Genomic DNA, 17,136 nt, shown 5'->3' with positions numbered 1-17,136 from the left:
GATTTAAAAGTTACTAAAAATGGAAAAATTTCTTAAATTATTTGTAAGCTCTCAAAACAGATTTATCAACTTTATGCGTATTGCTATTTTTATAGTGATGGCCTGGATTGGTGGGCTAAAAGCTTTCCCTTATGAAGCAGACGGAATTGTTCCATTTGTTAGTAATAGTCCTTTTATGAGTTTCTTTTATAAGTACAGCGGTAATAAGGCTATCAACGAAAAAGGTAAAGAAGTAGCAGAATACAAGCTTTATAAGAATCCGGAAGGTAAAACAGTTCAGAAGAATGTAGACTGGCATACGCAAAATAATACCTATATCTTTTCCTACGGATTAGGATTGGTTATTATAATGATTGGGATTTTAGTGCTATTAGGCATCTGGTTTCCTAAAGTTGGCTTCTGGGGAGGTTTTTTAACAGCTGGAATGTCATTAGTTACCCTTTCGTTCCTTATTACAACGCCTGAAGTGTATGTGCCTAATTTGGGCGGAGATTTTCCAACACCACATTATGGTTTCCCTTATTTATCAGGAGCCGGAAGATTAGTGATAAAAGATATTATCATGTTGGCAGGAGGTCTTATAGTCGCTTCTGAAGCCGCAAAAAGAATTCTACAGAAAATAGATAATTGAAAATGTAGAAACCGTTCTAAACAAATAAAAATTAATGCATAAAAAAACCACCTGTAAAAGGTGGTTTTGTGGTTTCTCCAGGAATCGAACCAGGGACACATGGATTTTCAATCCATTGCTCTACCAACTGAGCTAAGAAACCATTGTATCTTAAGTGTGATTGACTTCGTTGTTTTAACTGGGTGCAAAAATATGTTTTTTTTTAATGTAGTGCAAGTTTTTAGCCTAATTAAATATGATTTTATACTAATTTAATTGGCTTTTTTAATTTTTTATTTGATTATCAATCAATTGTATTTTGCTTTTATTTCAATATTTTTTAATGTTTTCACATGGATGGTAAATTTACAACGGATGATTAAAGAACTAATCAAAGTTCTGCGGCGGATTCTTATCGTTCTTTCCTTTATTCAGAATAAAAAGTCCGATTGATAAGCCAATAACACCTGCGAAAGCAGTCATTAACGCACGTTCCATTTTATCAGCTTCTTCATTCCCTAGATAATTCATTAGAAAAAGTATCGTAAAAGTAATGATGGATATGATGATGTGGTTTCTTCCGAGTAGTTTCATGTTGTTTTAATATTATTTTAATCTATAAGAAATCATTACACCTCCTCTGTAAGGCAGTATTTCACCGCTTCTGTTATAGCTATGAGGTTTTTCATCATATCTTTTTCCTGATACTCTATCATACCCTTTGTAAAAATCCTGCGAAGTTCCTATTGTACCATATAAATCCATTCTCCAATTATCGGATAATTTGAATTGGTAGCCTGCAGTAATTCCGGCTAAAAATGAATATCCCTTTTGATAAAGATTTGATTTTGTGAAAATTACATTTTCTTCATTTTTACTTGGATATGGATCATCATTCCAGTAATTCCATTTTTGCAAGACGAAAGATGATACTCCGATATTTGCCCCTAAATACCATCCGTCAAATGCTTCTTTGAAATAGTACCTTCCCTCTATTGACGCTGAATAATATTGTAGCTCATGACCGGAAAAAGACTTCCAGGGAGATACTAAAACATCACCTTGCAAAGTGAATTTATTATTGAGTTGGTATTCTACTCCTGCGTTGATTACGCCAATAGGAATGAGTAATGCATTTCCTTTTACATAAAGTTTTTTCTCAGATTCCTGGTTGATTTCTTGCTTCTGATTCTCCTGTGCATTAATATTCATTCCTGAAAATATACCTAAAACTGCGATAAAAATTTTGTACTTCAAAATGTAAATTTATTTAATTTGATTTAATAATGTCTGAGCTAAATTGGCATCTTTACCAGATTGAGTAGCAATGTTTTTAGACATTTCGGCAAAGTTTTTGGCTAAATCTTTATTCCCTAAATTAAAATAAATTTTAGCTAAAATATACGTATTCTCTGACGTTTCAGTACGCATAACAGATTTTTCAGCCCATTCTGCGGCTTTCTTCAAAGAAGAGATGTTTTTGATATGGTCTGAGAATATCCAAGCTGCTTTTAACAGTTCATTCGGTTCAAATGAATCTGAGTGTTTATAGTAATCTAAAGCCGCTTTTTCGTATTCCGGGAAATTAGCATTTTGTTCGTAGTATGCTAGTTTGGTCTGATTAAGCTTTGCCATAGCAGCTTCTTTTCCCACTAATGGTTCTGCGATTTTCAGAAAATAGGCATCATTGATTTTTTTATTTTTATCATCAATAGATTCTTCAACCACTTTACCTAGCACAAGTTGGTTGTTAAATTCATTATAATTTTCTTCAGGTAAAAACTTTAAGATTTCAGTTTTTCTTGCAATAAAAGTTTTATAATTTGAGTCTTCTGAGGATTTCAGAAAGTAAAATAAAAGCCCGGCATCATCTTTTGTGAACTCTTCGTTGCTTTTTTTGTTTTCAAAATATCTCTCGGAAGCTTTTTTAGCAAATTCATAATCTGAACTTGAATTGAGTTTCATGATATTAATCAAAAAATCTTTGTCTTTTTCTCCGTTAGCAAAACGTTCTTTCAAAGAACCTTTTTTGTTATTTGGAGAGTTTATTTCTTGTGCCATTGCCAAAAATAAACCTTCTTCCATATAGCCATAGTTCTGCGAAACCAATTCGCCATCACCATTCAAAAACAAGTAGGTAGGGTAAGAGCGTACGCCGAATTTTTGAGCAATTTCTCGTCCCTCACCTTTTTCCATGTCGATTCTAGCATTTACAAAGTTTTTATTGTAAAAATCACCGACAGATTTTTTGGTGAAAATATTTTTTTCCATCATTTTACATGGTCCACACCAAGAGGCGTATGCATCGATGAATACAAGTTTATTTTCCTTTTTTGCCTTAGCAACAAGATCCTTGAAAGGGATGTCATGAAATTTAATTTCGTCTTGAGCTAAAATAAAAATAGTGATAAAAATAAATAATCCGGAGATAATCTTTTTCATTTTAATTATAAATTTAAAAAAGCGAAGATACTTAATTTTGATTTTATATGAATAGCGAAACTTTTGTAAAACCAAAAAACCACCTGTAAAAGGTGGTTTTGTGGTTTCTCCAGGAATCGAACCAGGGACACATGGATTTTCAATCCATTGCTCTACCAACTGAGCTAAGAAACCATTATATGATTGTATGATTTACTTCGTTGTTTTAAAGTGATGCAAAAGTAGGAAGTTTTCGCATATGAAGCAAGTATTAATCGAACTTTTTTGCTAATAAATTAAAACCTACTGATTATCAGTTTGATTATTTTCTTGCTCTTTTCTTATTTGCTCACTCATTTCTTCTAAAACAGGCTTAATCGTACTTTCGGGAAGATCGCTAATTCTGATATACATCAATCCGTCAATGGCATCATTAAAGTTAGGATCTACATTAAAGGCAATAACTTTTGCATTTTGCTTGATGTATTTTTTTATCAAAACAGGCATTCTCAACTCTGGTTCAAGGTCATCGATTATTTTATCTAATTTGTTTAAATCAGATTCCATTTCATCCAGAAAAAGATGTTTATCACGATCTCTGAGTTTTACTTTAAAATCATTACGTGGGGTAATGTATTGAGCTACAGCAGAATCGTAATAATTGGATCGCATAAACTCAATCATCAAAGATTTAGAAAATTCTGAAAATTTATTAGATATACTTACACCTCCCATCAGGAACTTATGATCCGGGTTTCTTAAGCAAACATGTACAATTCCACGCCATAAAAGGAATAAGGGAAGAGGTTTCTGTTGATATTCTTCACAGATATAAGCACGACCCATCTCAATTACTTTTTTGAAAAACGGATGAATATCTTGTTCAAATTCAAAAAGAGAACTTGTATAAAAGCCTTTAATTCCAAATTTTTTCATCACATCTTTCCCTAGAGCCATTCTGTAAGCACCGGCTAATTTTTCTGCGGCATTGTCCCACAGAAATAAGTGATGATAATGTTTGTCATATTCATCAAGGTCAAAAGGCAGATTACTTCCTTCACCCACGGCACGGAAAGTAAGCTCTCTTTGTCTTCCAATTTCCCTCATTACCGAAGGGATTTCTTCGTAAGGTGTAAAATAAATTTCGTAATTACCGTTACTAAATAGCATTTTATCGGTTCCACGAAGCTTAGAGATGTCTTTTATGATATCTTCCTTCGGAGTTTCGTCAATGATGTTCTGAACAATGTTTTCCTCTCTTAATAAAGGAAATTTTACATATAAATTTTTGAGATTAATAGCTTGAGCTAGAGATTTTCTTTTTTCATAATAAGATTTCATCATATAAACCTTACGTTTCAAAAATTCTCCCAGTTCCTCAATATTTTCCATCTCATCCATCACCTTTACCGTAATAGGTTTTCCTATTCTGATGCGGATTGGTTTTTCGCGGTCATTCATCATTTCCGCAGGAAGCATAATGGTTTGTAAATTAGGATGAATCTTGGCTACCTGATAAAAAAGAGTACTGTTTTTAGCATGAAAATACATAGGAACAACTGGTACTTTTGCCATTTTTATCAGCTTTAAAGCCGGTTTTTCCCATTCTCTGTCTAGAATTTCTCCGTAAGTATTGTTTTTATTTGAAACTTCTCCTGCAGGAAAAATTCCTACACAGCCACCATTCTCCAGATGCTTTAGCGTCTCTCGCATTCCGGTTGCACTATTTCGTATTTCTTTTCTTCCTTCAAAAGGATTTACGGCAATTACAAAAGGTTCCATGGGTTTTATTTTTTCTAAAAGAAAATTTCCCATTACCTTAAAATCCGGGCGAACTTCTGAAAGAATTTTGCACATCAAAATACCATCAATCGCACCAAGTGGATGATTAGATACCAAAATGAAAGGACCCGTTTTGGGTATTTTTGCTAAGTCTTCTTCAAAAGCAATATAGCTCAAGTTTCTCTCTCTTACGAAAGAATCGAAAAAATCTTTACCCTCTTTGTCTTTCAGCTTATCATAAAGTCTGTTGACTTCATTTATTTTTGCAATGCTCATTACAGCAGATGCCACAGGATTCTTGAGGAATCCTATTTTATGCAAGCCGGAAGCTTTGATTAAATCATTTTTCGATATTAAGCTCATGTGTGTTTACTCAGAATTTATTTATAGTGTTACCATTTGAAGCGTATTCTTAGAAATCTGTTCCAATAATACACTTTTTTCTTGGTAAAATTTGTCGATGTTCTCCATTTTTGCATTTCTTACAGTAAATAAAGATACATTTTTTATGACATCTGTTTTAAAAATTTTCTGAAGCTCATTATTAAGCTCCTCAATTTTAAGGAATTTATCCTCAAGACACAACGCCAAAGAGATTGCAGAATTCTGCATCAAAGAAACTTTGATTTTGTATTTAGCTAAATTATTGAAAATTAAGCTCATGTGGTCTTCTGCAATGAAAGAGAAATCTCGTGTAGAAATTTTAAGCAACGTTTGATTGTCTTTTAAAATATAAGATTCTTCGCTTTGATTTTTTTCAGAATCGCCTACTTTAGTTCCTTCTTTTGTAGGGTCTACAAAAGATTTTACATAAAAAGGAATGTTTTTTTGCTGAAGAGGTTGCAATGTTTTTGGATGGATAACACTCGCTCCAAAATAAGCCATTTCTATAGCCTCTTCGTAAGAAATATTAGATAAAAGTGTAACATCCTTAAAGATTCTTGGGTCTCCCGTCATCACTCCCGGAACGTCTTTCCAAATCGTCATTGCGGTTGCATTAAGGCAATATGCAAAAATTGCTCCTGAGTAATCTGAACCTTCTCTTCCTAAGGTTACGGTGAAATTATTGTCATCAGAACCGATGAAACCTTGAGTTACATAGCAAATATCAGGATTTAAATTCGATATGAATTCCTCCGTTTTTTGCCAGTTTACAACACCGTCTCTATAAGAATCATCTGTTTTTATGTAGTCTCTTGCATCGAGCCATTGATTGGTAAATTGTATGTCATTTAGATATTCACTTACAATTTTAGTAGAAATCATTTCTCCGCAACTTACAACCTGGTCGTAGACAAAATTATAATTGGGAGATTTATTTCTTCTTAAAAAAGAAACAATATCATCAAAAAACAGATTGATTTCTGCAAAAACTGCATGATTTTCCGAGAAAAGCCCCTTAGCTATTTCAATGTGTTTCTGTTTTATTTTCTCTATTTCAGTTTGATAGTTGTCTTTTTTGAAATATAATTCTACTACTTTTTCCAGCTCATTGGTAGTTTTACCCATTGCTGAAATTACAAGTAGACATTTTTCAAAACCCTGGCTGCTAAGAACCATAGATACATTTTTTACACTTTCGGCATCTTTCACTGATGCACCTCCAAACTTGAAAATTTTCATTAAATTGTTAAGAATAAAATTGTTAGATATTAAAACATTGAATTTTTTTTCGGATGTCAAAATTATGCAATTACGGTGAGATATGAAATAGCGTTGAACGTGGATTGAATTAAGATTTAATTAAAATTGAGGTAAAATATAAGATATATTTGCTGTTTAAGGGCATGATTTGGGAATGTACAGTGTTAATAAATTATGCCATATATGGGATGATTTGTTTGATATGGTGTTGATTAATAGTGTTTAAGCTCTTTTATAAGAAAATATTTTTTAATGTGATAAAATTTCCGAAATTTGGCAGTAAAGTAAAAACATAAAAATGTCAGATCAACCATTACAGACTCTAGGAGAATTTTTAATTGATAAGCAGGAAGATTTTCAGTATTCCACTGGTGAATTTTCGCGTCTTCTAAGTGCTATAAGACTGGCATCCAAAGTAGTAAATAGAGAGGTAAATAAGGCAGGAATCGTAGATATCACGGGTGCAGCTGGAAATCAGAATATTCAGGGCGAAGAGCAGCAAAAGCTTGATGTAATTGCAAATGATATATTTATCACGGCGCTTTCTCAAAGAGAAGTTGTTTGTGGAATCGCTTCAGAAGAAAATGACGATTTTATTGATATTAAATGTGGAGAAAACGGACATTTAAGCAAATATGTAGTTCTAATCGATCCTTTAGATGGGTCTTCAAATATTGATGTGAATGTTTCTGTAGGAACAATTTTCTCAATTTACAGAAGAGTTACAGAGCCCGGAACTCCGGTGCAGTTAGAAGATTTCTTACAGAAAGGAATTAATCAGATTGCTGCAGGATATGTTATTTACGGATCTTCTACTATGATTGTTTATACGACAGGTAACGGTGTAAACGGGTTTACTTTAGATCCTTCTCTGGGAACTTATTATCTTTCTCATCCTAATATGACATTCCCAAAAACGGGTAAAATTTATTCTATCAATGAAGGTAATTATATTAAATTTCCGCAAGGAGTTAAAAATTACCTTAAATATTGTCAGATGGAAGAAGGTGATAGACCATACACTTCCAGATATATTGGTTCATTAGTAGCAGATTTCCACAGAAATATGTTGAAAGGAGGAATTTATATCTATCCTTCATATGGGCAATCACCTAACGGGAAATTAAGATTATTATACGAATGTAATCCTATGGCGTTTTTGGCTGAACAAGCTGGTGGAAAGGCTACAGATGGTTTTAGAAGAATTATGGAGGTTGAGCCTACCGAGCTTCACCAAAGAATACCTTTCTTTGCAGGAAGTGTAGATATGGTAGAAAAAGCTGAAGAATTTATGCGAATCGACAGCGTAAAATAAATGATAGCAAAATATTACAAATATTTATTAAAATTTAAACGCCCGAGTGGAACATCTCGTGGCGTTTTGCTTGAAAAAGAAACCTACATTCTCGAAGTTTTTCAAAATGAAAATAAAGGAATAGGAGAGTGCGCAATATTCAGAGGGCTAAGCTATGATGACCGACCAGATTATGAAGAAAAATTGCTGTGGCTTTGTGAAAACATTCACCAGGATTCTGAATTTTTAAAAGAAGAATTAAAAGAGTTTCCATCGATTTGGTTCGGGTACGAGCAGGCTTTGCTAAATTTAAAACACGGCGGAAAACTCTATTTTCCAAGTGAATTTACAAAAGAACAGCGCTCAATGATGATTAATGGTTTAATCTGGATGGGCGATGTAGATTTTATGGAAGAACAAATCCTGGAAAAACTTGAACAGGGCTTTCATTGTATTAAATTAAAAATTGGTGTTGACTGGAAATCAGAACATAGGATTCTTCAAAAATTAAGACAAAAGTTTTCAAAAGATACACTAGAATTGAGAGTTGATGCCAATGGCGGATTTTCTAAAAAAGAAGCTAAAATTGTATTGCAACAGCTTTCAGACTTACACATTCATTCCATCGAGCAACCCATAAAAGCTGGCAGTTGGAACGATATGGCAGACTTGTGTGCAGAGACACCAACTCCAATTGCTCTTGACGAAGAGCTGATAGGGATTATTGATTTCAATGAAAAGAAAATACTTTTAGACCAAATAAAACCACAATATATTATTTTGAAACCGGCTTTAGTAGGAGGATTTTCAGGTTCGGATGAGTGGATATCTCTAGTTGTGCAGCGAAATATTGGATGGTGGGTTACTTCTGCTTTGGAAAGTAATATTGGGTTGAATGCAATTGCCCAATATACTTTTACAAAAGGAAGTCAAATGCCTCAAGGTTTAGGAACCGGAAGTTTGTTTACTAATAATTTTGAAAGTAGCCTGCATCTAAATGGAGAGCAGCTCTTCTTTAAAGGTTAATCGTTTGATTAAACCACGCCATTTACAAAAATTGCTTTCTTAATTGACTTAAGAATGTCAGCAAATTGTTTTTTTAATTTTTCCATGATTGATATTATGTTAACTGTTGGTGATGTAAATGTCCGAAAAAAAAATCAATTTTATGTGAATTTATTTTTAAAATTTATCATTTTCATAAACCCTGAAATTTTCCTAAATTTGCAAATTGTCGCATAATACGACTCTTAAAGCGAATTTTAATGGAAGAAGAAAAAAAATCACTCAATTTTATTGAGCAAATTATAGAAGATGATTTGGCAAACGGTCTAGCAAATGATCAACTCCGTTTCCGTTTTCCGCCTGAACCAAACGGTTATCTGCATGTAGGTCATACAAAAGCAATCTGCATCAACTTCGGTTTGGGTGAAAAATACAATGCTCCCGTAAACCTTCGTTTCGACGATACGAACCCTGAAAAAGAAGAGCAGGAATTCGTAGATTCTATCATGAAAGACGTTGAATGGTTGGGTTTCAAATGGGATAAAGTTTTGTATGCATCCGATTACTTCCAGCAGCTTTACGATTGGGCAGTACAGCTGATCAAAGAAGGAAAAGCTTACGTTGATGAGCAGCCGTCTGAAGTTATTACTGAGCAAAGAAAAAATCCTGCAGAACCGGGAATAGAATCTCCATTCAGAAATCGTCCTGTTGAAGAGTCTTTAGATTTATTCGAAAAGATGAAAAACGGTGAATTCGAAAGTGGTTCAATGTCTCTTCGTGCAAAAATTGACATGGTTTCACCGAATATGAATATGCGTGATCCTGTGATGTACAGAATTTTAAATAAACCTCACCACAGAACAGGTACAGACTGGAAAATTTATCCAATGTACGATTGGGCTCATGGTGAATCTGATTATATTGAGCAAATTTCGCACTCGCTATGCTCTTTAGAGTTTGAAAACCACAGACCTCTTTACAATTGGTATTTAGACCAGGTTTATGAAGAAGGGAAGGTGAAAAACAAGCAAAGAGAGTTTGCAAGGATGAACGTTTCTTACATGATTACTTCCAAAAGAAAACTACAAAGACTGATTGCTGAAAATGTAGTCAACGGTTGGGATGATCCTAGGATGCCTACGATTTCCGGAATGAGGAGAAAAGGCTTCACGGCTAATGCAATTAGAAACTTTATTGATAAAGTAGGGGTTGCAAAAAGAGAGAATTTAATTGAAATTCAATTATTAGATTTCTGTGTTCGTGAAGATCTAAATAAAGTAGCTAAACGTGTAATGGCGGTCGTTGATCCTATTAAATTAGTGATTGAAAACTACCCTGAAGGTCAGGAAGAATGGCTGGTTACCGAAAATAATAATGAGCAGGAAGATGCAGGAACAAGAGAAATTCCTTTCTCTAGAGAATTATATATTGAGCGTGAAGACTTCAAGGAAGAAGCGGGTAATAAATTCTTTAGATTAAGACTGGGTGGTGAAGTCCGTTTAAAATCTGCTTACATCATTAAAGGTGAAAGAGTAGAAAAGGATGAAAATGGTGAGATTACAACCATTTACGCTACTTATGACGAAAAATCAAAGTCTGGAAGCGGAACTGAAGAAAGTTTAAGAAAAGTAAAAGGTACCATTCACTGGGTTTCTGCGCAGCATGCAATTCCTGTGGAAGTAAGAAATTACGAGAAATTATTTACGGTGGAACAGCCTGATGCTGAGAAAGATGTAGATTTCTTGAATTTCATTAATCCTGAATCTGTCAATACAATTCAAGGATTTGCTGAGCCTAGTTTAAAGGATGTTGCAGTGGGAGAACCACTTCAGTTCCAGAGAATTGGCTACTTTACGAAAGATCAGGATTCTACAGATACAAATTTTGTATTCAATAGAACGGTGACTTTAAAAGACTCTTATAAGCCGGAGTAAAAATTTATTTATATTGATATAAATGAAACAGGGCTTAATTTTTTAAGCCCTGTTTTTTGTCATTGCAATCATCGAAGAGATGAAGCAATCTCATCAAAACATTACAAGATACCAAGAGAATGAAACGTCCTTGCAGGCCTAAAAACAAAGATTGTTTAAAAAAATAATAGCGCTTATAGCGTTAAAAATCAAATATTAAAATTAGAAATTGTGAAATTAATACAATTATACACCAACTCATTCAAAGGGCTTTCGCAGGAAAGCTGGATGCTTGCTTTGGTAATGCTCATCAACCGTGCAGGTTCGATGGTGCTCCCGTTTTTGGGAGTTTATATGACGGCTCATTTAAAATTCAGTATAGAACATACAGGAATTGTGCTTAGCTTTTTCGGAATCGGTTCTGTAATCGGTTCTTGGTTGGGCGGATTTATTACCGATAAAATTGGAGAATACAAAGTTCAATACCTGAGTTTGTTACTGAGTGTTCCACTTTTTTGTTTAATTCCACTCTTTAAAACAGAAGTGGGAGTTGCTGCTATTATTTTGATTCAAAGTATTGTCAGCGATTCATTTCGTCCGGCAAATTCAGTTGCGATTACCAAATATGCGAAACCGGAAAATATTACAAGAGCATTTTCATTAAACCGAATGGCGGTCAATTTAGGATTCTCTATCGGTCCAGCTTTAGGTGGAATTTTATCGGCAATTTCTTATGAGTTTTTGTTTTTTTCAAATGCTTTAGCAGCTTTATTGGCCGGGATTTTATACATTGTTTTCTTTCGAAAAAGAAATAAACTGGCAAAACTGAGAGCAAGAAAAGTGAAAGAAGCGATTGAGATTAAAAAAGAAAATTCGCCATATCGAGATAGCAAATTCTTGATTTACTGCTTCTTGTGTATGCTTTTTTCAATCTGTTTTTTCCAGCTATTCAGTACGTTGACAATTTTTTATAAAGATACTGCACAATTAAGTCAGCAAAATATCGGTTATTTATTAGGGTACAGCGGATTTATAGTTGTGTTATTAGAAATGGGATTGGTTCAGATTGCCGAAAAATATCTGAGCTTAGCTAGAACCATGTTTTTAGGAACCTTCATTTGTGGGCTTTCTTATGCGATGTTGGGCTTCGATTACAGTATTATCACTTTAGTAATTTCAATGACTTTATTGTCGATTGGTGAGATTTGGGCATTGCCTTTTATGTCGACCATCACCGCTTTAAGGTCAGGTAAAAACAACAAAGGTGCCTATATGGGTTTGAATGGAATTTCTTTTTCAATCGCATTTATTGTGACCCCATATTTGGGAACTTTGATTGCTGAAAAACTAGGATTTGCCGTTTTATGGGTTGGTACCGGAGTTTTGGCAACCTTGATTGCCATTGCATTCTACTTTATTGTTCCATGGATGATTAAAGACAACAAGGAAATTGTTGACTAAATATTTTAAATGATATAAGAAAGTTGCAGATTTGCAGCTTTCTTTTTTTTTGATTAATTCACAAAACATTAATTTTAAATAAACACAAAACAGTATAATTTTTGCTTTGCATTGCACAATGACAAAAATATATTTTCTTCTTTCAACCCTGTCCGCAACATTTTTACTGTCTCAGAAAAAAGATTCTGTCAACTTAATTTCAGAAGTAAAAATTGATGCTTATAAAAAGCCAACCACTTTTATAGCTTCCACAAAATCAGTTTCGGTAGTTTCAGAAAATTTACTCAATCAAAATACACCGGAAAGAATGCTGGAATCGATCAATCAAATTGCAGGAGCAAGAATGGAAGAACGTTCCCCCGGAAGTTACAGAATTTCGCTTCGTGGAAGCACTTTACGCTCACCTTTTGGAGTTCGGAATGTAAAGGTTTATCTGGATGATTTCATTTTGTCAGATGCTTCCGGAAATACTTATTTTAATGTGATTTCTCCAGAATTGATTGATCGAATGGAGATTTATAAAGGTCCTGAAAGTGGTGATTATGGAGCTGTAACTGGCGGAACAGTGCTTTTAAAAACAAAATATTCAGACAATTTATCAGCAAATTTGTCAACTGGAAGTTATGGAACGTTTAACCAGAGTTTAAATTTTTCTAAACAAATCGGGAAACATTTTTTGGAAGTTTTTCAAAATTATTATCAAACCGATTCTTATCGTGAACAGTCGAAAGTAAAGAGAAAGCAAATCTTTATAAAAGATAATTTTCAATATTCAGAAAAGGGAATTTTAAAAGGAATGTTGATGTATTCGGATCTTGATTATCAAACTCCGGGCGGACTGACTTTGGAGCAGATGAATATTGACAGAAAGCAAGCCCGACCGGGAACTGCAACACTTCCGGATGCTTCGGAACAGAACGCAGGAATTCGCAATAAAATGATTCTTGCGGGGCTTTCGAATGAATATCAATTTAATCATAATTTTTCGCATTTCATTTTAGTTCAGGGCTCTTACGTAGATTTTGAAAATCCGTTTATTACCAATTTTGAAAACCGTTTTGAAAAGAATTTTGCGGTAAGAACCCATTTTAATTATGAGAAAATGTGGGATAAAATTTCATTAGCCTACCGATTCGGTTTTGAAGGTGGAATTAATGATATTTTCGTTAAAAATTATGATAATAACAAAGGTTTTGAAGGCAATCCACAAAATTTTGATCAGATTAAAAACACTTCAGGATTTTATTTTCTGTCGCAGAAATTAAATATGAATGAAAAATTTTTTAGCGATATTTCGGTAAGTTTAAATTCAAATTCTTACGATTGGGAAAGGCTTTATCCACGAACAGAAAACGGAAATATACATTTTAAAAATCAATGGCTTCCTAATTTTGGAGTAACCTATCTTTTAGAAAAAGGTTTTTCGGTTAGAGGGAAAATCGGAAAAGGAAATTCAGCACCCACCAATGAAGAAATTCGTTCTTCAAACCAGCAATTTAATGTCAATCTCAATCCGGAATTTGGTTGGAACAAAGAAGTGGGAATTCGAAAGCAGTTTGTAAATTCCTTTTTTGTGGAAGCAAACTATTTTGATTTTCGACTCAATGATGCAATTGTAAGAAGACAAAACGAAGCCGGACAGGAATATTTTGTCAACTCAGGGAAAACTGTTCAGAAAGGTTTTGAATTTTTGTTAGAATCTAAAAACATTGATCTTAAAAATGATTTTTTCAGCCAGTTGAAATTCAGATTTTCAGGAAGTTTTTATGATTTTAAATTTAAAAATTATCAGCAAAATCAAAATGACTTTTCAGGAAATGATGTAACGGGAGTTCCAAGAACGACGATAAACAGTTTGCTTAATTTTACTTTTTTCAAAAAACTTTATGTTGATTATTCTCATTTTTATACTTCAAAAATACCTTTGAATGATGCGAATTCTGTTTATTCGAAATCAAATTTAATTGGAAATATTCAATTCAGATTTCCGGTAGATTTTGAGAAAACAAGAGTGAATTTATATCTGCAAGTTCAGAATTTATATAATGAAGATTATGTTTCAGGTTTTGATATCAATGCATTTGGAAACCGATATTATAATCCTGCAGCGAAAAGAAATTTTATTTTGGGAATGAAAGTTGATTTTTAATTTTTTTATTTGCCATCAATATACTTCAATGCCTCTTTCAAATAAGTTTCATTCGTTTTTGCTTTGTCATCTGATTTTTCAATGATGATATTTGGGGGAATTCCTTCACCAATTTTAGCATATTCTTTTCCTGTTCTGTCAACAATATTGCCCGTGGTAAGAACAAGGAAAGATCCGTCAGATAACTTATATTCTTGGTTTCCCGAGGTTAAGCCCTGCGTATTTGTGCCAATGATTTTTACATTTTTTTGACCGACAAATGCAGCGGTAATAAATTCTCCCGAACTTCCCGTCACTTTATCTACCAATATTGTTACAGGTTTTTTCACCGATTTTGGCTCTTTTTGTGTTAATTGGAACATCTGTGTAGCTGTTGAACCTTCATAGAACTTAGCATCTTTGTAATTGTAATATTCAATTTGTCCTTCAGCGTCTTTTGTCCCGACTACATTTTTATCGTCTAAAAAAGGAGCTATTGCAGCATACATCGGATAAAGCATTCCTCCAAAATTTCCTCTCAAATCAATGATCCAGCCTTTAGGTTTACGTTTTTGCAAGTCATTCACTTTTGCATAAAAAGTATTGATGTACAAGTTCCAGTCATCTTTATTGAACGAGCCAATATCTGGTAAACTGATGTAAGCATAGCTGTTTTCCAGCATTTCACTTTTAATGACCGGAAACTCCTGACCCGTTGCTTTGTATCCTAAAGTGTAGGCTTTTACCACTTCTGCGGGATAAAAATTAGAATGAGAATCGTTTAATGAACTTAAAGAATTTTTTATAATGGGATAAGTCTCTTTTATCGTTTTAGCTTTCGATGCTTCTGCAAGAGTTTTATCAAATATTTCATCCCAATTGAGCTTTGATTTATTCACCGATTTACTTTTCATAATTTTCAGCGCTTTGGTAATATACACTCGAATGCTATCCGATTGAGCTGAAATTGTAATTGAAAAAAATGTGGTAAGTAAGGCGAAGATGATGTTTCTTTTCATATTGAAATTGAATATTTCAAAAGTAAGAATATATTGTTATATTTCTTATAATAAAATAATTACGTTGAAAGAATGTTTCGAATAATCATTTCCGCATGAATTCTTGAATTTTCTATAAACCAAAGATGAGTATCTTTTCCACCACAAACTACGCCTGCCAAATATAAATTTTCAATATTTGTTTCCATGGTTTCATGGTTGTAGATAGGATTTAAACATTCTCCCTGCAAATCAATACCGGAATTTTTAAGAAAATAAAAATCGGGAAGATAACCAGTCATTGCCAAAACAAAATCATTTTCAATTTCCTGAATTTCACCTTCTTTATCTTTAAAAATAACCGTTTTCTCTTTAATTTCTATCAATTCAGCATTAAAATGAGCTTTAATACTTCCTTCTGCAATCCTGTTTTCAATATCTGGTTTCACCCAATATTTTACATTGTTAGAAATCTCAGAATTTCGAATGACCATCGTTACTTCAGTACCTTTTCTATAGGTTTCCAAAGCGGCATCAACCGAAGAATTACTCGAACCAATCACTACGATTTTCTGTTTTGCGTAAGGATAAGGTTCGGTATAATAATGCTTTACTTTAGGCAAATCTTCTCCGGGAATATTCATCAGATTCGGAATATCATAAAATCCGGTCGAGATAATGACGTTCTTGGCAGTATATTTTGATTTGGAAGTTTCAATTTCAAATATTTTTCCGGTTTTAGAAACTTTTAATACTTTTTCGTAAAGGTTGATATTGATGTTTTTCTGCCTTGCAATTCCCTGATAATATTCCAACGCTTCCTGTCTTCCAGGTTTTGGTGCAGCCGAGATAAAAGGAATTTCTGCAATTTCAAGCTTATCTGCCGTCGAAAAAAACTTCATGTATAAAGGGTAATTGTAAAGCGAATTTACAATCGTTCCTTTTTCTATAATTAAATAATTCAGGTTGTTTTTCTTGGCTTCGAGTGCGCAGTTGAGACCAATTGGCCCGGCTCCGATAATCAGAATATCTAAAATTTCCATATAACAAAAATACAAAAAAGCTTGAAGCAAGAGACTTTTAGTAATAAGTCAAAAACTATACTTATAATATTTAAACTCTATTCATTCAATTAAACATTAAAACTCTCAAACTCAAAACTGGCACCGCTTTTGAACTTTTTACGAAAATTTTATAATGAGAAAATCTTTTTTAGCAATCTTACTTTTAGCAGCGTTATCGTGTGAAAAAAAACAAGATAAAAGTCCCATAGTTTCTACGGATAATCTGAAAAGATCAAATGAAAGAACAGATACAAAACCAGAAGCGTTTTCAAAAGAAGTAGCGCTGAAAAAGACTAATGATGAGCTTTTACAAGCACTGAAAGTAGGTTATTATGATGTTTTTGCCAATTATATTCATCCTGAAAAAGGGGTGCGATTTTCGATGTATGCTTTTGTTAACCGAAATGAAGATAAGCATTTCTCAAAAATAGATTTTGAAAAATATCTGCCTACAAAAACTATCTTTACTTGGGGCTCCAGAGATGGGTCGGGTGAGATTTATAAAGCAACTCTTGAGCAATATCTCAAAAATTGGGTATTTAAAAAAGATTTCACAAAATCTGACTATGCATTTGATACATTTTTAGGCACAGGTAATTCTCTTAATAATTTAAAAGAAATATATCCAAATACCAATTTTACAGAAAATTATATTCCCGGATCTGAAAAATATAGCGGAATGGATTGGAACGCACTCCGATTTGTGTTTGAAGAATTTGAAGGGAAATATTACGTAATCGCTATCATCAACGACGAATGGACGATTTAAAATTCCCCTTTTATGAAGGTGGATTCAATGAAGTTGAAGATGGGGTA

At 33.4% G+C, this 17,136-nt stretch carries 14 protein-coding genes and 2 tRNA genes; 7 read left to right on the top strand and 9 right to left on the bottom strand.

Features of this window, described 5'->3' with window-relative positions; genetic code table 11:
- Nucleotides 1–19 precede the first annotated feature (19 nt).
- Nucleotides 20–631 (top strand): DUF417 family protein, encoded by a 612-nt coding sequence (locus B5X64_RS04385; RefSeq protein ID WP_079464093.1) that lies wholly within the window; start codon nt 20–22, stop codon nt 629–631.
- A gap of 69 nt (nt 632–700) precedes the next feature.
- Here B5X64_RS04385 and B5X64_RS04380 read toward each other — a convergent pair.
- The 7 genes from B5X64_RS04380 to B5X64_RS04350 form a co-directional block, all read right to left on the bottom strand.
- Nucleotides 701–773 (bottom strand) — tRNA-Phe (locus B5X64_RS04380).
- Nucleotides 774–997: 224 nt separating this feature from the next.
- On the bottom strand, nt 998–1,204 hold the full coding sequence (locus B5X64_RS04375) for a hypothetical protein (protein ID WP_066674935.1): 207 nt from the start codon (nt 1,202–1,204) through the stop codon (nt 998–1,000).
- A 12-nt stretch (nt 1,205–1,216) separates the two neighbouring features.
- Nucleotides 1,217–1,867 carry a DUF3575 domain-containing protein gene (locus B5X64_RS04370; RefSeq protein WP_172459121.1) on the bottom strand — a complete coding sequence of 217 codons (651 nt, stop codon included), beginning with the start codon at nt 1,865–1,867 and terminating at the stop codon, nt 1,217–1,219.
- Nucleotides 1,868–1,876: 9 nt separating this feature from the next.
- Nucleotides 1,877–3,052 (bottom strand): thioredoxin family protein, encoded by a 1,176-nt coding sequence (locus B5X64_RS04365; RefSeq protein WP_079464092.1) that lies wholly within the window; start codon nt 3,050–3,052, stop codon nt 1,877–1,879.
- A gap of 101 nt (nt 3,053–3,153) precedes the next feature.
- A tRNA-Phe gene (locus tag B5X64_RS04360) sits at nt 3,154–3,226 on the bottom strand.
- Between the two features lie 108 nt (nt 3,227–3,334).
- Entirely contained in the window at nt 3,335–5,176 is a 1,842-nt protein-coding gene (locus B5X64_RS04355; protein ID WP_079464091.1) for a lysophospholipid acyltransferase family protein, read from the bottom strand.
- A 21-nt stretch (nt 5,177–5,197) separates the two neighbouring features.
- Nucleotides 5,198–6,436 carry an aspartate kinase gene (locus B5X64_RS04350; RefSeq protein ID WP_079464090.1) on the bottom strand — a complete coding sequence of 413 codons (1,239 nt, stop codon included), beginning with the start codon at nt 6,434–6,436 and terminating at the stop codon, nt 5,198–5,200.
- A 319-nt stretch (nt 6,437–6,755) separates the two neighbouring features.
- On the opposite strand from B5X64_RS04350, the gene fbp reads away from it, so the two are divergent.
- The 5 genes from fbp (at nt 6,756) to B5X64_RS04325 (ending at nt 14,279) form a co-directional block, all read left to right on the top strand.
- A complete protein-coding gene (gene fbp / locus B5X64_RS04345) occupies nt 6,756–7,772 on the top strand; it encodes a class 1 fructose-bisphosphatase (protein ID WP_079464089.1) in 1,017 nt (338 codons plus the stop codon).
- The gene (locus B5X64_RS04340) at nt 7,773–8,777 is read left to right on the top strand and encodes an o-succinylbenzoate synthase (protein WP_079464088.1); all 1,005 of its coding nucleotides are present in this window, start codon (nt 7,773–7,775) and stop codon (nt 8,775–8,777) included. It begins immediately after the preceding gene.
- Nucleotides 8,778–9,016: 239 nt separating this feature from the next.
- Nucleotides 9,017–10,690 (top strand): glutamine--tRNA ligase/YqeY domain fusion protein, encoded by a 1,674-nt coding sequence (locus B5X64_RS04335; protein WP_079464087.1) that lies wholly within the window; start codon nt 9,017–9,019, stop codon nt 10,688–10,690.
- A gap of 267 nt (nt 10,691–10,957) precedes the next feature.
- A complete protein-coding gene (locus B5X64_RS04330) occupies nt 10,958–12,130 on the top strand; it encodes an MFS transporter (protein ID WP_111944920.1) in 1,173 nt (390 codons plus the stop codon).
- A gap of 118 nt (nt 12,131–12,248) precedes the next feature.
- Complete coding sequence (locus B5X64_RS04325; RefSeq protein ID WP_079464085.1) at nt 12,249–14,279, top strand: TonB-dependent receptor; 2,031 nt, start codon at nt 12,249–12,251, stop codon at nt 14,277–14,279.
- A 5-nt stretch (nt 14,280–14,284) separates the two neighbouring features.
- Here the strand turns inward: B5X64_RS04325 and B5X64_RS04320 are convergent, their stop codons facing one another.
- Together B5X64_RS04320 and B5X64_RS04315 are read right to left on the bottom strand one after the other, a co-directional pair.
- Complete coding sequence (locus B5X64_RS04320) at nt 14,285–15,277, bottom strand: S41 family peptidase (protein WP_079464084.1); 993 nt, start codon at nt 15,275–15,277, stop codon at nt 14,285–14,287.
- Nucleotides 15,278–15,336: 59 nt separating this feature from the next.
- Nucleotides 15,337–16,299 (bottom strand): YpdA family putative bacillithiol disulfide reductase, encoded by a 963-nt coding sequence (locus B5X64_RS04315; RefSeq protein WP_079464083.1) that lies wholly within the window; start codon nt 16,297–16,299, stop codon nt 15,337–15,339.
- Nucleotides 16,300–16,453: 154 nt separating this feature from the next.
- On the opposite strand from B5X64_RS04315, the gene B5X64_RS04310 reads away from it, so the two are divergent.
- A complete protein-coding gene (locus B5X64_RS04310) occupies nt 16,454–17,089 on the top strand; it encodes a hypothetical protein (RefSeq protein ID WP_079464082.1) in 636 nt (211 codons plus the stop codon).
- Nucleotides 17,090–17,136: the final 47 nt, after the last annotated feature.

The sequence above is a fragment of the Chryseobacterium balustinum genome (genome assembly GCF_900168205.1).
GTDB lineage: Bacteria > Bacteroidota > Bacteroidia > Flavobacteriales > Weeksellaceae > Chryseobacterium > Chryseobacterium balustinum.
Note: the sequence above shows the minus strand (reverse complement) of the source record. Positions and strands in the feature narration are given on the sequence as shown.

Excerpts from the sequence above, each read along its gene's own strand:
- B5X64_RS04375 (WP_066674935.1), bottom strand. The coding sequence starts at position 1,204 with ATGAAACTACTCGGAAGAAACCACATCATCATATCCATCATTACTTTT.
- B5X64_RS04325 (WP_079464085.1), top strand. The coding sequence starts at position 12,249 with ATGACAAAAATATATTTTCTTCTTTCAACCCTGTCCGCAACATTTTTA.
- B5X64_RS04365 (WP_079464092.1), bottom strand. The coding sequence starts at position 3,052 with ATGAAAAAGATTATCTCCGGATTATTTATTTTTATCACTATTTTTATT.
- B5X64_RS04320 (WP_079464084.1), bottom strand. The coding sequence starts at position 15,277 with ATGAAAAGAAACATCATCTTCGCCTTACTTACCACATTTTTTTCAATT.
- B5X64_RS04315 (WP_079464083.1), bottom strand. The coding sequence starts at position 16,299 with ATGGAAATTTTAGATATTCTGATTATCGGAGCCGGGCCAATTGGTCTC.
- B5X64_RS04330 (WP_111944920.1), top strand. The coding sequence starts at position 10,958 with ATGCTTGCTTTGGTAATGCTCATCAACCGTGCAGGTTCGATGGTGCTC.
- B5X64_RS04335 (WP_079464087.1), top strand. The coding sequence starts at position 9,017 with ATGGAAGAAGAAAAAAAATCACTCAATTTTATTGAGCAAATTATAGAA.
- B5X64_RS04355 (WP_079464091.1), bottom strand. The coding sequence starts at position 5,176 with ATGAGCTTAATATCGAAAAATGATTTAATCAAAGCTTCCGGCTTGCAT.
- B5X64_RS04310 (WP_079464082.1), top strand. The coding sequence starts at position 16,454 with ATGAGAAAATCTTTTTTAGCAATCTTACTTTTAGCAGCGTTATCGTGT.
- B5X64_RS04350 (WP_079464090.1), bottom strand. The coding sequence starts at position 6,436 with ATGAAAATTTTCAAGTTTGGAGGTGCATCAGTGAAAGATGCCGAAAGT.
- B5X64_RS04385 (WP_079464093.1), top strand. The coding sequence starts at position 20 with ATGGAAAAATTTCTTAAATTATTTGTAAGCTCTCAAAACAGATTTATC.
- B5X64_RS04340 (WP_079464088.1), top strand. The coding sequence starts at position 7,773 with ATGATAGCAAAATATTACAAATATTTATTAAAATTTAAACGCCCGAGT.
- fbp (WP_079464089.1), top strand. The coding sequence starts at position 6,756 with ATGTCAGATCAACCATTACAGACTCTAGGAGAATTTTTAATTGATAAG.